A 17,252-nucleotide genomic window follows, 5' to 3' on the forward strand; every position below is an offset into this window, starting at 1 on the left:
GGACCGCCCCCGACGCACGGACGACGTCGGGGGCGGTCGGTCCGGGCGCACCCCTGCGTGTGGCCCGGACGGCTAGGCGGTCAGGCGCGCGCCCAAAGCGCTGGGACGTTCGGCGGCTCCCAACCTGCCTGAGCGGTGTGGCCCTGCAGGGCCCGATACGTGGCACCGTCGTAGGTCACCGTCGCGCCGATGGCGTAGGTGGTGCCCGCCGCCCAGGTTCCGCCGGGCGGGTTGTTCGACGTCGTGGTGGTCGGCGTCGTGCTGGAGGGCGGGTTCGAACCCGAGGTCACCAGGCGCAGGTTGTAGACGCTCAGGATCTCCGAGATCGGCTGGAAGTAGAAGGTGCCGCCCGAGCTGCAGTTGCCGGAGCCGCCGGAGGTGACCCCCTGTGCCTGGTCGCCGGCGAGCCACGAACCCCCGGAGTCGCCCGGCTCGGCGCAGGCGTTGGTCCGGGTGAGGCCGGAAACGGTGCCCTGGGGGTAGTTCACCGAGGCGTTCTTCTGCTGGATAGTGCCGCAGTGCCAGCCCGTCGTGGAACCGGAACGGCAGACCGACGCGCCGATCGCGGCCTCCTGCGAACCCGCCACCGGCACGGTGCCCGGGTAGCGGTTCACCAGCGGACGCGGGGTGTTGCCCGCGTCCACGCGGACCCACCCGTAATCGTTTCCGGGGAAGCTGGAGCCCGCGACGCTCCCGCTCGGGTTCGAGGTCCGCGTCCCCGTGGTGCCGCAGTGTCCCGCGGTCACGAAGCCGCCCTCGACCGAGAAGCCGATCGAGCACCGGCCCGAGCCGAAGGTGTAGGCGTTGCCGCCGATGACGTCGATCAGCGGAACCGGGCTTTCGGTACTGGTCTCGACCCGCACCGCGTCGGCACCCACGCCGGCCGCGGTCGCCCACGATTTCGCGGCCGACTCGCCACCGGCGTTGGCCAGCACCACGATCGAGTTCGTGGTGGCGTCGACGTACCAGCCGGGCACGGTCTTCGGAGCGCTGGTTCCCTTGGCGTCCAACGACGACTTCGCCGCGTCGAGCTGTGCGGCACTCCGCGCGACCGTCTTCGGTGTCGCGCCGGCAGCACGGACGACACCTTCCAGCGCCGCGTCGGTGACCGCGACGGTCAGCGTGGTCCCGGCCGCGTCCAGCCAGGATCCGGCGTAGGACGTGCCGAGCCGGGACTTGAGGTCGCTGTCGGCGCGGGCGGCCTTCTGCTCGCCGGCGAGGCGGGTCCTTGCCTGATCCGGGCTGATCTTCAGGTCGCGCGCCAAGGCGGCGACGATCTCCGACTGGACCTGGTCGGCCGCAGGCCCGTTCTGGCCGGCGCTGGCGCTCGGCGTCAGCGCGATGGCCGTGACCAGGCCCGCGCCGGTCAGGGCCGCCGCGGCGGCCGCTACGATCTTTCGGTTCATTTCAGGCGTTTCCTCACCGCGTTCCGGAAGAAGATCTCGTCCAGACCGTACGAGGCACCTGCTACGAATGGTACATACCATTTAGGTCATATCCACTCAGTGGACTGGACCTATTGAGCGCTTCCGCGCAGGTCAGCGCATCCCCGCGTCCGTGTAGTCCACGCCGTACCCCGGGTTCAACTCCAGGTACTTCGAGTAGGTCGGCCGCCGGTCGATCAGTTCGCCGTACACCGCGCGGGACAGGGCGATCATCTCCGCGGCGAAAGGACCCATCTCCCCCCGCTCCGACCAGCCGACGAGATTCCGCCAGCTCAGCGGATTCCCCGCGATCGGGACCGCGACGATGCCCGGGATCTCGTGGAACAGCGGCTGGCACAGCACAACCGCGTGCCCCGATTCGACCATCTCGATACAGGTCAGCACATCGGTTTCGTACAACGAACGCGGCGTGAACCCCGATCTCGCGCACGCGGAGGCGAAGCAGTCGCCGAAGCATCCGTCGCCCGGCGTCGCGCACCACCGTTCGTTCGCGAGCGCGCCGAGTTCGACCTCGGGCCGCTGCGCGCGCTCGTCCCGCGCCGACATCAGCACGAACACCGGATGATGCGCGAGAGTCCGCCAGCGGAGACCGGGCTCCGGCGGTGGCGCGGCGTCACCGCAGACGCCGACGAAGGCGAAGTCCAGCGCGCCCTCGGCGGTCATGTCCGCGAGTTTGTTGGCCGACCACGATGTATGCGTGGCGACATGGATGTCGGGATGGGTGGTGCCGAGGCGCTGCAGGAGCGCCCCCAGCATCGGCCCCGTCGCCGAGCCGAGCCGCAGGGTCACCGGCTCCCCGGTGCCGGCGTGCTGGGCGAGCCGCGCCGCCTCGTCGTGCAGCGACGACACGGCGGGGAGCACCATCTTCGCCCTGTCGAGGACGAGGAGGCCGAGCGCGGTCGGCCGGGTGCCCGTGTGGTCGCGCAGGAAGAGCTTCCCGCCGAGGGTCCGTTCGATGCGCTTCAGTTGTGCTGTCAGTGCAGGCTGCGCCATTCCGAGCGTGTTCGCCGCCTTGGTGATACTCCCGAGTTCGGCGATCGCGCACATGATGCGCAGGTGGCGCAGTTCCAGCTCCATCCCTCTACGTTAGTAGACATAACTGGACTGGACCAGACAAACGATTGAGCCAAATGGCTTCGTATCGCTTGGTTCGGCGATGCCATCGATGTCAGGAATCCCGGACACGCCAGGGTTCCGGCCGATACTGTCACCACGGAACCGACGACGAGGGGGCTCAGTGGCGGACGAGCGTGGACGGATCCGGCGATCGCTGGCGCGCGTGATCACCGACGACAACCTGGATCTGTACGTACTGGGCACCGTCGCACTGGTGTTCACCGTCCTGGGCGCGACCGGGATCTCGGACGTCAAAACGCTTTCGTCCGTGGTGACGGCGCTGCTGGCACTGCTCGCCTTCTCCCAGATCCGCTCGCGAAGGCTGACCGAACAGGTCCGGAACTCCAACCGAGGCGGCCCGGCGTCGTTCTTCGAACCGGAGTTCCCCGCGGATCTCATCTCCCGGCGTGCGGCGGCGTTCGACATCCTGCTGATCGGCCATTCGATGACCAGGACCGTGCAGGGTATGCGCGGTGACATCCGCTCGATCCTCGAATCGGGCGGACGGATCCGCGTACTGGTGCTGGATCCGACCGACGAAGAGCTCGTAGCCATCGCCGATCGCCGGATCTCCCAGAGCCTCGGGCAGGGGCGGCTGCGGCAGCGGATCCTGGCGACCCTGGACGAGCTGACCTCCTTGAAGAGCAGGACCGGCGGCAGAGTGGAGATCCGGGTGTCGTCGCGGATCCCGTCCGCGGGTTTCAACTGTCTCGACGTCTCCGGCAAACGGGGGCTGATCTGCGTACAGCACTACGAATACCGGCCGAGCGGTGAAGCCGCACCGGTGTTCACAGTGGAACCGAAGGACGCGCCCTGGTACCGGCACTTCGCCGACGAGGCGGAACGGCTGTGGGGGGACGGCACGCCCTGGCCGCTGTCCCCCGCGGACCAGGTCGCGCGGGCGCGCCGCCCGGTGTTCAGCGAGGACTTCGGCCCCGCACTCGCCGAGGCGATCGACGGCACGAGCGAGCTCCTGGTCACCGGGATGGCCCGCAACACCCTGGTGAACAACAGTTACGGCAAACTCGAAGAACGGTTGCGGGCCGGCGCCAAGATCCGGTTCGTGCTGATCGACCCGCATTCGCCCGCGATCGGCACCGCGGCCTCCCGCTACTACGCCGTGCGGTCTCCGGAAAGCGCGCGGGAGCGTGTCCGTCACACGCTGCGGGTGCTGGCCGAGCTGAAACGCTCGACCGGCGGCGACCTCACGGTCCGGCTCGTCGCGCACCCCGTCGCCACGGGAGTCATCGTCACCGGCTCGGCACTGTTCGCCGAGTACTACACCTACCAGGCCGCGGGCGAGCCGAAGTTCGTGCTGCAGCCCGCGGACGGCGCGGCGTACCGGACCTTCCTCGGCGAGGCGGAGGCGTTGTGGAACAGCGCCGCACCGTACGACCTGACCGTGGGCGACGTGGAGACGGCAGGCAGCTGAGCCGATAACGGTTCGGAAACGGCGGCCACTTCTCTCGATTCCACTCTCCTAGAGTGCCTTCTTTCGCGCCCAGGGGAGGGTTCGTGCACATCCACGCCAGACGCCGTTCCATCAGCTTCAGCGGCCGGACGATCACGATCAAGGCAGCGGTCAAAGGACTCAACGACAAGAAGCACACGTTCACCGTCGAGAAGATCAGCGGTATCAAGAACATCCCGCCGACGGCGTTCAAGCCGGGAATGCTCATCTTCGACGTGAAGGGGGCGTCCAAGACGATCGTCGAAGACGTGCCCATGTACGCCGACAAGGTCGACATGAACACCTTCACCTACGGCGGCATGAATTCCCAGCACGTGAAAGAGCTGGAGGCGGCCATCAGGAAGGCGATGAGCGGCTGACCGGGTCACTCGGCGGCACCTTTGCCGTACGTGAAGGCGCCGTTGACCCTGACCGTCCTCGCCGGTCACGTCCTCTTCGACTTGCGGTTCAGGAACGCAGATGCCCCGAAACCGTGCGCGGCGACGCTCAGCAGCACGGTCACCGCCATGACGCTCAACGCGACGTCCGCCGCGTCCCCGTCGAGTGAGTTGAAAGCGAGCAGGCCGAACACGATCGACGCCGCGCCGCGCGGGGCCAGCAGGCCGATGGTCATCCGGTCCCGCCACCGGAAGTCCGTCCGCAGCAAGGTGAGCAGCACCGGGATCAGCCGCGCGACGGTCAGCGCGACGACACTGACGAGCACGATGCCCCAAGTGAGGCCGAAGGACAGCACCAGCACCGCGGTACTGCCGAAGACGAACCACATGAGCAGCCCGCACAGCGAACTGACGTCCTCGGCGAGCCCGACTTCGTCTTCGCCGGGGTGCCGCGCGGTCTTGTAGGCGATCCCGCAGATGAACGCCGCGACGAAGCCGTTGCCGCCGATCGCGACGGCGGCGGTGTAGGTCAGCAGCGGCAGGGCGACGGCCGCGACCCGCGCGGAATGCCGGGTCGACCAGCCGTGCTTGGCCGTCACGTTCATCGCCACCGCGGCCACCGCACCGATGACGGAGCCCGCCAGCACGGCCAGCAACGCCGCCGGGATCGCGGTCTGCAGCGCCTCGCCCGGCGTGTTCGCCTGGTGGTGGCTCCCCGCGAGGGTGAGCGCGAAGATGAACACCGGGGCGACGACGCCGTCGTTGTAGCCGCTCTCGACGTTCAGCAGGTGCCGCACGCGTTCGGGCACCCGGACGTCGTGCACCACGGACGTCGCCGGGGCGAAATCCGTCGGGGCGATGATGCAGGCGATCAGCAGGACCGCCGCCCAGCCGAGGCCCGGCAGCGCCAGCAGGCCGACACCCAGGACGATCAGGATCGTCAGCGGCAGCGCGATCAGCAGCAGCCGCACCGCGGTCTTGGCGTCGTGACCGAGATAGCCGCCCTTGACCGCGGTGGCGTCCACGAACAACAGCAGCGCGAGGATCAGTTCCGCCGCGTTGAGCGCGATCTCGGTGTTGAGCCCGTTGCCGAGATCGTTGCGGGTGCTGAACCCGATCGCCAGCCCGGCCGCCACCATCGCCATCGGCGCGGTGATCTGCCACCGTTCCAGCCTGGCCGCCGTCATCGTCCAAGCCAGCACGACGACCGCGCCGACGAGCACGCTCTGAATCATCTCCCCGCCCCTCGTTCCCGGTGGACTCCCCTGCCACCGGGAACGAGCTTAGAGGCCGGGCCGCGTGCGGCGGTCCACAAAGGAACGTCGATCACACCACCGCGCCGTTGTCGTCCCGCTGTCGTGCGGGCGACGCCTTCCGGACGGGACGTCCGGCCCCGGGCCACCGCTTGTCGAGCAGGATCGCGACGGGACCGGCAGTGGCCACTGTGGACACTGTGCCCGCGACGAGACCGAGCAGGAGCGCGAGGGCGAAGTCGGCCAGCGACCCGTCCCCGAGGAACAGCAGCGCCCCGAGGACGAACAGCACCCCGATCCCGGTGTTGATCGTCCGCGGCAGCGTCTGCAGGACCGCCGTGCCGACGACCCGTGAGAACGGCTCCTTACGGCGTTGCCCCCGTACCTCCCGCACCCGGTCGAAGACCACCACCGAGTCGTTGACCGAGTAGCCGATCACCGTCAGCAGGGCGGCGAGGAAGACACCGTCCATGGACTTGCCCAGCCAGGCGAAGATCCCGAGGATGATCAGGACGTCCTGCCCGAGCGCGGCCACCGTGGCCACGCCGAGCCGCCAGTCGAACCGCACCGCCAGGTAGATCAGCTGCGCCAGCACCGCGAGGCCGAGCGCGATCACCGCCTTGGTGCGCAGTTCGGCGCCGAGGCTCGGGCCGATCTGCTCGTCGCGGATCTCGGTGGCGTCGCCCGCGACCCGGGCGACGGCGGCCCGGATCCGTTCGGTGGCGTCCTCGTCGATCGGCTCGGTGCGGACGGAGATGTCCTTCTCCCCGGACGTCTGCACGATGGCGCGGGGGAATCCGGCGTCGGAGACCGCGTCCCGGACCCGCTCGACGTCGGCGGGCGCCGAGGTGCTGTATTCGATGACCCTGCCACCGGTGAACTCGACGCCGAGGTTCGGTCCCGCCACGAACAGTCCCGCGATCGCGGCGATGACGACCGCTCCCGCGACCACCAGCCAGCGCCGGGGTTTCCCGAGGAACCCGGGATCAAGGCGGTTCACCCACCGCCGGACCCGGCCCTCGTGGGCGAGGCCGGACAGCCGTGATTTGCGCGCGACCACGCCCCGCATCGTGAGATGCAGCAGCAAACGCGTGAGCACGAGCGAGATGAACAACGCCACGACGACACCGATGGACAGCGTCACCCCGAATCCGCGTACCGGGCCGGACGCCAGCCAGAACAGCAGCCCCGCGGCGAGCAGGGTGGTCACATTCGAATCGACGATCGCCGACAGCGCCCCGCTGAACCCGCGGCTGACCGACCGCGGCAGCGAACCTCCCCGTTTGACGGAGTGTTCTTCTCTCGCCCTTTCGAAGACGAGCACGGTCGCGTCGACGGCCATGCCGATCGCCAGGACGAACCCCGCGAGACCCGGCAAGGTCAGTGTCGCGCCGACGGCGAGCAGCGCGGCGTAGGACACGGCGGCGTACGCCACCAGCGCGCCCACGGCGATCAGCCCGGCCAGGCGATACACCGCGAGGAGGAACAGCGCGGTCAGCGCCAGGCCGATCACGGCGGCACGGGCACTGGCGTCGATGGCGGCCGCGCCGAGCGTCGGCCCGACGGTCCGCTGCTCGATGATCTCGACCGGTGTCGGCAGCGCACCGGCGTTGATCAGCAGCGCCAGATCCTTGGCTTCGGCGGGTGAGAACTGCCCGGTGATCTGCGTGCTCCCGCCGACGATCCCGACCCCGCAGGCGACCTGCGGGCTCACCTGGGGCGACGAGATCACCTTGTCGTCGAGCGCGATCGCCACCCGGCGGGCGGGATCACCCGGCGGCGAGCAGGCGGCCTGCCCGGTCAGCCGCTCCCAGGCACGGCCGCTGTCCCCTTTGAAGTCGACCGAAACGAGCCATCCGCCGCCGCCCTGCGAATCGATCGACGAGAGCGCCTCGTCGACGCCTTCACCGGTCAGCGCGGCGGGTCCCAGCGTGATCGGCTGCCCGCTCTCGTCGGTGAGGACGCGGGAGTCGCCGGGGGCGGCGCCCGCGGCGAGCACGGGATGGAAGGACAGTTGCGCGGTGCGGCCGATCACCTCGACGGCCTCGCGCGGATCCCGCACGCCGGGCAGTTCGACGATGATCCGGTTGTCGCCGGAGCGGGCCAGCATCGGCTCGGCGACACCCAGTGCGTCGACCCGGCGGCGCAGCACCTCGAGCGTCCGGTCGGTGGTCTGGGCGTCGGCGGTGACGGTGGGCGAATCCTTGGTCTCCAGCACGATCTGCGTGCCACCACGCAGATCGAGCCCCAGGCGCGGGGCGGTGGTCAGCAACAGGTACACGGTCGCGGCGAGGACGACCAGCGAGACGACGGCTCGCCCGGTCATGCCTCGCCGCGCGGTTTCGCGCGGCACGAAGTCTTCTCCTCAAGGGGTTTCCCGGTTCGGGCACGCGGACCGCGCGCCCGGCAGCTTCAGACGGCTGCCGGGAAAGGAGGAGCGCGATCCCCCAGCGCGAGGCGGTTCGCCGCGCGCGAGGGAGGGGTGACGTCGTCGTGGAGCTCGCTGAGGCGGAGCAGTGTCGTGGACGCCGGCCCGTGCGGGACGGTGCCGAAGAGAGGCAGGTCACCGTGACCGTGCACACCCAGCAGGGCGGGTTCGGCGGCGAGCCTGCCCGCGGCGCGCACCGGCGCGACGGCCTTGGAGGCCGAGGAGCCGACCGTCGCGCGCGGCTCGTCCGCCGAAGCGGAACCGCCCGTGTGGAGCGCGAAGAGCAGGCCGAGCGCGGTCAGCACGGCGGCGAGCAGCGCCGGTACGGCCTGCCTGGCCGTCCGGTACCTCCCGTTCTCCACCGTCATCGACACACTCCCGGGTCTCGCCGACACCCTACTGGGATCCGGCCCGCCGCCACAGGCGCGTGATCCCGGCGCGGACGCGGTCCTCCCCCAGTTCCGGCAACAACGCGGTCAGATGCTCGGCCGCGAGCGGGGCCAGCAGGGCGTGCGCGGCGTGCTCGGGGTCGGGCGTGCCGTCGAGCAGGAGCGCGACGTGCCGGTGCCAGAACCGGTAGGCCCCGATGCGGTAGCGCGCCCCCGGCGCGGCGGTCTCCGACATCCGCACCAGCGGCAGGTGTTCGAGTACGTAGCCGACGTACGCGTCGGCGAAGGCGACGAGCCGTTCGACCGGCGGCGCGCCGGGGCCGAGCGGGGGCGGGCCGTGCAGGATCCCCTCCTGGAGCAGGCGTTCCCGCGCGTCCAGCAAGGCGACGGCCAGCCCCGCCTTGTCACCGAAGCGGCGGAAAAGCGTGCCCTTGCCCACCCCGGCGGCCGCCGCCACCTGATCCATCGACACCGCTTCGACGCCGTGCTCGGCGAACAGTGCCGCCGCCGCGTCCAGGATCGCGGCCCGGTTGCGGGCGGCGTCGGCGCGTTCCTTGGGCGGCGGTGTGCGGAGGAGTTCCAGCGAGGTTGCAGAAGCGGACTGCGGTCCGTTATGGTCGTGAGGCACATCCGGACTATAGTCCGATTAACTGGAGGTAGCGACATGACCGCACTCATCACCCGTGACGAACTGAAGGCCGCGATCGACGCGAAGACCGTGACGGTGGTCGACGCACTGGGTGGCGAGTACTACGCCCAGCAGCATCTGCCCGGCGCCGTGCCCCTGGTCCTCGCCGACGTCGACGCGCACGCCGCGACCGTGCTGCCCGATCGCGGCGCCGCCATCGTCACCTACTGCTCGAACCCCGGCTGCCCGAACAGCGGCCAGGTCGCCGACCGGCTCACCGCCCTCGGCTACACCGACGTCCGCAAGTACCGGGAGGGCATCGAGGACTGGGCCGGCGCGGGCCTGCCCCTCGAGTCTCAGTCCTGAGAAAGGACACGCTTCCGCAGGATCGGGACCCCATCGCCGTCGAGTTCGGCGAGGTGGGCCGCCCGTCCGGTCATGGCCATGATCAGCGCCAAGGTCGGCCCCGAGACGAGCGAACCGGTCCCGGCGGTGAAGGGACCATCGGTGGCTTGCAGCCGCAGCCCGCCGATGCGTCCCTTCGCCATCACCACCAGATCCGAACCCCGGTAGTACTCGGCCAGCGCGGTGAGGACGTCGATCGGGTGATCGCGGCGGATGTCGAGCGGACGACGGATGTCCTCGCCGTGCACGATCGTCTCGCCGAGCATCGCCATCTTCGGCAAGGGCGGTTTCGTCGTGCTGGTGACGACGCCGCGGAACCTCGCCAGCGTCTCGGCGCCGTCGTCCCCCATCTGCTCGGCCAGCCGCATGGCGACCTGCTTGTCGAAATCCCACCGGCAGCGGATCACGCCCGCCATCCACCGCAGCGGGGTGAGGCTCGCGGCCGAAGTGACATGCGCGAGCACTTCACGCACCGTCAGCCCCGCGCACAGCGACGGTGTCCTCCACTGCTCCTCGGTGAGCTCCGCCAGGTCGTTCGCCAGCGCCGCCCGCTCGGCGTGGATCAGCGGCCAGATCTCGGTCTTCGTTCCTGAATCCGTCATCCGGAGTCCTTTCCCGTGGTCGTCTGGTGGTGAGACTCCCGACGCGGCCCGGAATCATCGGTACCTTGGAGGCGATTTCCTTGGTGGACGAGAGAGGGGACCGATGATCCAGCGCTGGAATCCGGAGACCGTGGCGGCGCCGATCGGCCCGTACAGCCATCTCGTCCGCGTTCCCGCCGATCACGAACTCGTCGTCGTGTCCGGCCAGATCGGCGTCGGGCCCGACGGCGAACTCGCCGGGCCCGACGCCGAGTCCCAGACCCGGGCGTTGCTCGCCAACCTCGAACGGCTTCTCGAAGCCGCGGGCGCCGGACCGGAACATCTGGTCAAGGTGTTCAGCATGCTTTCCGGCACCGAGCACCTCGCCGGGTTCCGCGCCGCGATGCGCGAGACCTTTACCCGCTGGTACCCGGAAGCGGACTGGCCCGCTCAGTCGCTGATCGTGGTGGCGGCACTGGCGAAGCCGGAACTGGTCGTCGAGGTCGAAGCGCTGATCGCGGTGCCGAAGACCGCCTAGTGTCGCGTGACCCCGCTGCCTTGCGTCCGCTGCGATCCACGCGGCAAGGCGCGTGGATCGCAGCGGCGTAGGGCGAGCAGGTCACGCGACGCTAGGACTCCCGGCGCCTCCGTCCGGCGAGGAGCAGCAGCGCGCCGATGGCCAGCATGCCCAGCGCCAGCACCGTCATCGTCTTCACCGGCGAGCCGGTCACGGCCAGACCGGGCGGACGCGGGGTCGTCGGCGGCTGAGGGTTCGGCTTGTCCGGCGGCTGCGGCGTCGGCGGCACCCTGGTGTCGGTGCCGCAGTCGGGGTTCGCCGAACCCGGCGGGCAGTTGCCGCCCGGTGTGTCCGACGTGACGACGTTGCGGAGGCGGTGGTCACCGGTCGCCGGCTTCCGCACGGTGACGGCGTAAGTGACGGTGGCCTTCTCCCCCGGCTTGAGCTCGCCCTTCCACGTGAGCTTCGGCGCGGAATAGGTGACCGCTCCCGTACTGGCCTTCGCCGTGCCGTCGAACGTGGCATCGTCCAGCACCTGGGTCAGATCGTCGGTGAACGTCGCGTCGTCCACTGTGGCCTGCCCGGTGTTCTCCACCGCGACGGTGTAGGTCACGACCTCGCCCGGTTTCGCCTCCGCCTTGTCGACGGTCTTCTTGATCTTCAGGCTGGACAGCGGTGTCGTCGTGCCGCACTTCGGATCCTTGCTGCCCGGCGGGCAGTTGCCACCCGGAGTGTCGGTGGTGATGACGTTGGTCAGCTTGCCGTCGCCGTCGGTCTTGGTCACCTTGACGCTGTACGTGACCGTCGCCGTCTGCCCGATCTCCAGGTCGCCGGTCCAGGTCAGCTTCGGCTCCTCGTAGGTCACCGAACCGATCGTCGCCGCACCGTCCTTCTGGAACACCGCGTCGTCGAGGACCTCGGTGAGGTCGTCGGTGAACGTCGCACCGGTCAACTTCGTCTTGCCGGTGTTGCGCACGGTCACCGTGTACTTCACGACGTCGCCCGGGTTCGCCGTGGCCTTGTCCGCCTTCTTCTCCAGCGAGATGCCGGGCACCGGAGTGACGGTCGAGCACGCCGGGTCGTCGGACTGCGGTGGGCAGGTGCCCGGGGTGTTGGTGCTGACGGTGTTCCGCAGTTCGTGGTCGCCGGTCACGGGGTTCTTCACCTTCACCGAATACTTCAGCGTGGTCGAAGCACCCACCGGGAGATCGCCTGCCCACACCAGGTTCGGCGCGGTGAAGGTGAACGTCCCGGCGACCGGGGCCGCCGCGGCGTCGTCGGCGTAGTCGGCGTCGTCGAGCACCTCGGACAGGTCGTCCGTGACCCGTGCGGCGTCCTCGCCGACCAGGTCTACCTTGCCGGTATTGGTGACGACGACGGTGTACGTGACGACGTCACCCGGGTTCGCGGTCTGCTTGTCCGACGTCTTCTTGACCGTCAGTTCGCGGGACGGCACGTCCGCGACGCAGTTCGGGTCGGTCGAATCCGGCGGGCAGTTGTTACCCGGGGTGTCCGAAGTGACCACATTGGACAGTTTCTTGTCGCCGGGGTTCGGGTTCTTGATCTTGACCGTGTAGGTGACGGTCGAGGTCTGCCCGATCTCCAGCGAGCCGGTCCACGTCAGCTTCGGCGCCGCGTACGTGACGCCGCCGATGGTCGCCGCACCGTCGTTCTGGTAGTCGGCGTCGTCCAGGACTTCGGTCATGTCGTCGGTGAAGGCGGCCGCGTCCTGCTTGGTCTGCCCGGTGTTGGTGACGGTGATCGTGTACTTCACCGTGTCGCCGGGGTCGACCGACTTCTTGTCGGCGGTCTTCTTGATGAGCAGTCCGGAGATCGGGGTGGTCGTGCCGCAATCCGGATCGGTCGAGCCCGGCGGGCAGTTCCCGCCCGGGGTCTCGGACGTGACGGCGTTGACGAGCTTCTTGTCGCCGTCGCCCGGATCCTTCACCTGGACCGTGTAGGTGACGGTCGAGGTCTGCCCGATCTCCAGGTCGCCGATCCACGTCAACTTCGGCGCCGCATACGACACACCACCGACCGTCGCCGCTCCATCGTTCCGGTAAACGGCGTCGTCGAGCACCTGGGTCAGGTCGTCGGTGAAAGTGGCGCCGGTCAGCTTCGTCTGACCGGTGTTGGTGACCGTGACCGTGTACTTCACGACGTCACCGGGATTCGCCGACTGCTTGTCGACGGTCTTCTTGATCTCCAGACCCGAAACCGGGGTTTCCGTGCCGCAGTCCGGATCCGTGGAGCCCGGCGGGCAGTTCCCGCCCGGCGTCTCCGACGTCACCACGTTCTTGAGCCGGTTGTCGCCGGTGTTCGGGTTCTTGACCTTGACCGTGTACGTGACCGTGGCCGTCTCGCCGACGCCGAGGTCACCCGTCCAGGTCAGCTTCGGTGCCGCGAACGACACTCCACCGATCGTCGCGGCACCGTCATTCTGATAGTCTGCGTCGTCGAGAACCTGCGTCAGATCATCGGTGAACGTCGCACCGGTCAGCTTCGTCTGACCGGTGTTGGTGACCGTCACCGTGTATTTCGCGACGTCACCGGGATTCGCCGACTGCTTGTCCACGGTCTTCTCGATCAACAGCCCGGAAACCGGCGTGGTCGTGCCACACTTCGGATCCGTCGAACCCGGCGGACAGTTCCCGCCCGGCGTCTCCGACGTGACCGTGTTGATGAGTTTCTTGTCGCCCGGGACGGGATTCTTGACCTTCACCGTGTACGTCACCACCGACGTGGCGCCGATTTCGAGGTCACCGGTCCACGTCAGTTTCGGCGCCGCATAGGTGACACCACCGATGGTCGCCGCACCGTCGTTCTGATAATCGGCGTCGTCGAGAACCTGCGTGAGATCATCGGTGAACGTCGCACCGCTCAGCTTCGTCTGGCCCGTATTCCGCACCGTGACCGTGTACTTCACGACATCGCCAGGGTTCGCCGACTGCTTGTCCACGGTCTTCTCGATCAACAGCCCGGAAACCGGCGTCGTAGTACCGCACTTCGGGTCGGTCGAACCCGGCGGACAGTTCCCGCCTGGAGTTTCCGACGACACCGCGTTCCTGAGCACATTGTCGCCGGGATTGGGATTCTTGACCTTCACCGTATACGTCACCACCGACGTGGCACCGACTTCCAGGTCACCGGTCCACGTCAGTTTCGGCGCCGCATAGGTGACACCACCGATGGTCGCCGCACCGTCGTTCTGATAATCGGCGTCGTCGAGAACCTGCGTGAGATCATCGGTGAACGTCGCACCGCTCAGCTTCGTCTGGCCCGTATTCCGCACCGTGACCGTGTACTTCACGACATCGCCAGGGTTCGCCGACTGCTTGTCGACCGACTTCTCGATCGTCAGTCCGGACACCGGCGTGGTTGTCCCGCACTTCGGATCCGTCGAACCCGGCGGGCAATTTCCACCAGGAGTCTCCGACGTGACCACATTGGACAGCTTCTTGTCGCCGGGGTTCGGGTTCTTGACCTTCACCGTATACGTCACCACAGACGTGGCACCGACTTCCAAGTCACCGGTCCACGTCAACTTCGGCGCCGCATACGACACACCACCAATCGTCGCCGCACCATCATTCTGGTAATCCGCGTCGTCCAGCACCTGCGTCAGATCATCAGTGAACGTCGCACCGCTCAGCTTCGTCTGACCGGTGTTCCGCACGGTCACCGTGTACTTCACGACATCGCCCGGATTCGCCGACTGCTTGTCCACCGACTTCTCGATCACCAGCCCGGAAACCGGCGTCGTGGTACCGCACTTCGGGTCGGTCGAACCCGGCGGACAGTTACCACCCGGCGTCTCCGACGCCACCGCGTTCCTGAGCACATTGTCGCCCGTGTTCGGGCTCTTGACCTTCACCGTGTACGTCACCACCGACGTGGCACCGACTTCCAAGTCACCGGTCCACGTCAACTTCGGCGCCGCATAGGTGACACCACCGACCGTCGCCGCACCATCATCCTGATAGTCCGCGTCGTCCAGCACCTGCGTGAGATCGTCCGTGAACGTCGCACCGCTCAGCTTCGTCTGGCCCGTATTCCGCACCGTGACCGTGTACTTCACGACATCGCCCGGATTCGCCGACTGCTTGTCGACCGACTTCTCGATCAACAGCCCGGAAACCGGCGTCGTGGTACCGCACTTCGGGTCGGTCGAACCCGGCGGGCAATTTCCACCTGGAGTCTCCGACGTCACCACGTTCGTCAGCCGATTGTCGCCGGTGTTCGGGCTCTTGACCTTCACCGTGTAGGCGAACTCGGCGCTCTGCCCCGCCGCGAGGGTGCCGGTCCAGGTCAGCCTCGGCTCCGCATAGGACACCGAACCTGGCGATGCGGTGGCGTCGTTCTGGTAGACCGCGTCGTCCAGCACCCCGGTCAGATCATCCACGACCTTGAGATCCGCCGCGGTCACCTTTCCGGTGTTGGCGACGGTGACCTTGTAGCGCACGACGTCGCCGGGGTTCGCGGATTCCTTGTCCGCGGTCTTCGTCACCGTGTACGACGGCGGCGGCACCTTGGTCTTCGCGCACGCGGCGGCGGGATCGTCCGGGCAGCGGTTGTCCGGCGGGACGACCGGCGGCGGCCCGATCGGAACGGTCGCGCGGTTCACCAGCTCCTTGCCGATGGCGGCCTCTTCGACCTTCACACGCACGGTCAACGTGGCCGTCTCTCCGACGGCGAGGCCGTTCACGGCCCACTCGATCGGCCCGGTACCGGACGCGGTGCCCTTCGACGGCGTGGAGGACACGTAGGTCGTCCCCGGCGGCAAGGTGTCGCGCACCGTGAACGCGGGCACGGGGATCACCCCGGTGTTCCGCACGGCCACCTGATAGGTCAGGGTGTCGCCCGGGATCGCTTCGGCGAGGTCGACCGTCTTCGTCAGCTGGTATCCCGGTGAGGCGACCGTGTTCCGCACCGTGTTCGACGTGCGTTCCTGCGGCCGTCCGGTGTCTTCGCCGCGGAAGGTCAGCTTGCCGGTGTTGTCGAGTTTGGTGCCGTCCGGCACCGAGGCACCGACCTTGACCTTGAAGGCGACCTTCTGCGACTGCCCCGGCCTCAGGTTCGGCAGGGTGCAGGTGACCAGCTGCCCGGACGCCGAACAGTCCGGATTCGACCCGGCCACGAACGTGACGCCGTCGGGGAGGGTGTCGGTGAGCACCACGTTCGTCGCGGTGTCGAGATCGGTGACACTGCCGTCGGCGTGCCGGTTGGCGACCTCGAAGGTGTACGTGACCTCGCTGCCCTTGGTGACGTAACCCGGCGGATTGTCGTCGGTGTTGCCCACTGGGTCGTTGGCCTTGGTGATCTGGAGGTCGGGTTCGAGTGCGTCGGTGACGAGCCAGATCGTCTGCGGGTACAGCGCGTCGCCGACGGTGCCGATCTTCACCTGGAGCGCGGTGGTCCCCGCGGGGACCTTGCCGGTGATGTCGATGCTGCGGGCGTCGTAGCCGACGTTGTTCACCGAGTTGGGCTCGCGTGAAGTGACGTTCGTGCCCGAACCGGTGGCCGTGACACGGTCGATGCGGCTACTGAAGGCGTTGTTGGTCGCCACGCCGCCCGGCGCGGGCATCGCGATGGTCTGCAGGCTGGACGCGTCCGGGCCGACCTGGAGGTAGTCGCCGGTGATGGGCGCGTCACCGTCACCCGCGACGATGCCGAGTTCGACATTGGGCTGACGCGAGGTCGGCGCCTTGATACCGCTCAGCGCGATGGTGGCCGAGCTCGGGGTGCTCCCGCCCGCGACCACCTGCATACCGTCCCAGACCTGCAGATACCGCAACGGCTCGCTGGGCAGTTCGTAGGCCACCACCAGCGACCAGCCACCCCAGCAGCCGAGATTCGTCCGGCTGATCGACTGGCCCTGGCAGGCCTGGATGTCGGCGACCGTGTACTGCCCGGTCCCGGCGGCCGTCACGAGGTTCGTGACGTCGGCGGCGCCGCCGTAGGCGTACAGGGTCGGGGAGCCGCCCGTCGTGGTCGCGGGGAACCAGTCGTAGGTTTCGGCGGTGATCCGCTGGTAGGTGCTGGAGCCCGGGGTCTTCACGGAGACCTGGTTGCCCCGGGCCCCGTCGCCAGAGGTCCCGCTGCTGGCAACCGGATTGAACTGCCAGTACAGCCGGGCGTTGAGCACCTTCGCGCCGGCCGGGACGTTCAGGCTCGCCGCGGAGGCGGTGTTGCCGGGTGCGGCCGGGTCGGTCTTGATCCACGACACCGCGCTCGCGTTGCTCGCGGACTCGTTGCAGACCACGCCGACGCCGCACTGCACGACGGAGTTGGCGGCCATCGTGATACCGCCGTGCGCCAGCCCGGAGTACACCGGCTCCGGCCCGATCGGCCGTTCGGTGCCCGCTCCGCGTGGCTGGGTCTGGGCGTTCGCGGGCAGCGGGGCGCCCATCAGCAGAGCCACGACGACCACCGTGAGCACCGCTATGCCCCGGCGCCACCGATTCCGCCCACGACGTTCCGCCATGCCGCCTCCGCCTCACCCCTCGCTCCCGTCGGCCCAGGTCAGGACGGCGGGGACTGCGAGCTCAAGTGGTGGTCATCCTGGGTCGGCAAGATCGTCGACGGCAACCGGGATCGGCGGTGTCGCCGGGATAGAACCCGTTGAGTGGCCCCGAAACCCCC

Annotated in this window: 12 protein-coding genes; 4 read left to right on the forward strand and 8 right to left on the reverse strand. The window is 68.6% G+C overall.

Going from position 1 to position 17,252, the window contains the following annotated elements; translation table 11 throughout:
- Nucleotides 1-80: 80 nt before the first annotated feature.
- Nucleotides 81-1,406, reverse strand: a complete 1,326-nt coding sequence (locus LCL61_RS04200) for an alpha-lytic protease prodomain-containing protein (protein ID WP_340685604.1) — start codon at nucleotides 1,404-1,406, stop codon at nucleotides 81-83.
- Nucleotides 1,407-1,538: 132 nt separating this feature from the next.
- Nucleotides 1,539-2,522: a LysR family transcriptional regulator gene (locus LCL61_RS04205; protein ID WP_034316722.1), complete on the reverse strand. Its 984-nt coding sequence runs from the start codon at nucleotides 2,520-2,522 to the stop codon at nucleotides 1,539-1,541.
- 160 nt (nucleotides 2,523-2,682) lie between these two features.
- Here LCL61_RS04205 and LCL61_RS04210 point away from each other — a divergent pair, with 160 nt between their 5' ends.
- Nucleotides 2,683-3,993: a DUF5919 domain-containing protein gene (locus tag LCL61_RS04210; RefSeq protein WP_340685605.1), complete on the forward strand. Its 1,311-nt coding sequence runs from the start codon at nucleotides 2,683-2,685 to the stop codon at nucleotides 3,991-3,993.
- A gap of 83 nt (nucleotides 3,994-4,076) precedes the next feature.
- Entirely contained in the window at nucleotides 4,077-4,391 is a 315-nt protein-coding gene (locus LCL61_RS04215) for a hypothetical protein (protein WP_340685606.1), read from the forward strand.
- A gap of 65 nt (nucleotides 4,392-4,456) precedes the next feature.
- Here LCL61_RS04215 and LCL61_RS04220 read toward each other — a convergent pair whose 3' ends face one another.
- The 4 genes from LCL61_RS04220 to LCL61_RS04235 form a co-directional block, all read right to left on the reverse strand.
- Entirely contained in the window at nucleotides 4,457-5,644 is a 1,188-nt protein-coding gene (locus LCL61_RS04220; protein WP_340685607.1) for a cation:proton antiporter, read from the reverse strand.
- A 91-nt stretch (nucleotides 5,645-5,735) separates the two neighbouring features.
- Nucleotides 5,736-8,015, reverse strand: a complete 2,280-nt coding sequence (gene secD, locus LCL61_RS04225; protein ID WP_340685608.1) for a protein translocase subunit SecD — start codon at nucleotides 8,013-8,015, stop codon at nucleotides 5,736-5,738.
- A gap of 59 nt (nucleotides 8,016-8,074) precedes the next feature.
- Nucleotides 8,075-8,458, reverse strand: a complete 384-nt coding sequence (locus tag LCL61_RS04230) for a hypothetical protein (protein ID WP_340685609.1) — start codon at nucleotides 8,456-8,458, stop codon at nucleotides 8,075-8,077.
- Between the two features lie 28 nt (nucleotides 8,459-8,486).
- Nucleotides 8,487-9,062 carry a helix-turn-helix domain-containing protein gene (locus LCL61_RS04235; protein ID WP_340688486.1) on the reverse strand — a complete coding sequence of 192 codons (576 nt, stop codon included), beginning with the start codon at nucleotides 9,060-9,062 and terminating at the stop codon, nucleotides 8,487-8,489.
- 81 nt (nucleotides 9,063-9,143) lie between these two features.
- On the opposite strand from LCL61_RS04235, the gene LCL61_RS04240 reads away from it, so the two are divergent.
- A complete protein-coding gene (locus LCL61_RS04240) occupies nucleotides 9,144-9,473 on the forward strand; it encodes a rhodanese-like domain-containing protein (protein WP_340685610.1) in 330 nt (109 codons plus the stop codon).
- Here LCL61_RS04240 and LCL61_RS04245 read toward each other — a convergent pair.
- Nucleotides 9,464-10,114 carry a maleylpyruvate isomerase family mycothiol-dependent enzyme gene (locus LCL61_RS04245; protein ID WP_340685611.1) on the reverse strand — a complete coding sequence of 217 codons (651 nt, stop codon included), beginning with the start codon at nucleotides 10,112-10,114 and terminating at the stop codon, nucleotides 9,464-9,466. The genes LCL61_RS04240 and LCL61_RS04245 overlap by 10 nt on opposite strands.
- A 103-nt stretch (nucleotides 10,115-10,217) precedes the next feature.
- On the opposite strand from LCL61_RS04245, the gene LCL61_RS04250 reads away from it, so the two are divergent.
- The gene (locus tag LCL61_RS04250) at nucleotides 10,218-10,631 is read left to right on the forward strand and encodes a RidA family protein (protein ID WP_340685612.1); all 414 of its coding nucleotides are present in this window, start codon (nucleotides 10,218-10,220) and stop codon (nucleotides 10,629-10,631) included.
- Nucleotides 10,632-10,722: 91 nt separating this feature from the next.
- Here the strand turns inward: LCL61_RS04250 and LCL61_RS04255 are convergent, their stop codons facing one another.
- Entirely contained in the window at nucleotides 10,723-17,094 is a 6,372-nt protein-coding gene (locus tag LCL61_RS04255) for a DUF7507 domain-containing protein (RefSeq protein WP_340685613.1), read from the reverse strand.
- Nucleotides 17,095-17,252 lie beyond the last annotated feature (158 nt).

The sequence above is a fragment of the Amycolatopsis coloradensis genome, from assembly GCF_037997115.1.
In the GTDB taxonomy this organism is placed as follows: domain Bacteria; phylum Actinomycetota; class Actinomycetes; order Mycobacteriales; family Pseudonocardiaceae; genus Amycolatopsis; species Amycolatopsis coloradensis_A.

What these genes read in the sequence shown, in the direction of transcription:
- LCL61_RS04220 (WP_340685607.1), bottom strand. Translation starts at nt 5,644, where the DNA reads ATGATTCAGAGCGTGCTCGTCGGCGCGGTCGTCGTGCTGGCTTGGACG.
- LCL61_RS04240 (WP_340685610.1), top strand. Translation starts at nt 9,144, where the DNA reads ATGACCGCACTCATCACCCGTGACGAACTGAAGGCCGCGATCGACGCG.
- LCL61_RS04200 (WP_340685604.1), bottom strand. Translation starts at nt 1,406, where the DNA reads ATGAACCGAAAGATCGTAGCGGCCGCCGCGGCGGCCCTGACCGGCGCG.
- LCL61_RS04245 (WP_340685611.1), bottom strand. Translation starts at nt 10,114, where the DNA reads ATGACGGATTCAGGAACGAAGACCGAGATCTGGCCGCTGATCCACGCC.
- LCL61_RS04205 (WP_034316722.1), bottom strand. Translation starts at nt 2,522, where the DNA reads ATGGAGCTGGAACTGCGCCACCTGCGCATCATGTGCGCGATCGCCGAA.
- LCL61_RS04230 (WP_340685609.1), bottom strand. Translation starts at nt 8,458, where the DNA reads ATGACGGTGGAGAACGGGAGGTACCGGACGGCCAGGCAGGCCGTACCG.
- LCL61_RS04250 (WP_340685612.1), top strand. Translation starts at nt 10,218, where the DNA reads ATGATCCAGCGCTGGAATCCGGAGACCGTGGCGGCGCCGATCGGCCCG.
- LCL61_RS04255 (WP_340685613.1), bottom strand. Translation starts at nt 17,094, where the DNA reads ATGGCGGAACGTCGTGGGCGGAATCGGTGGCGCCGGGGCATAGCGGTG.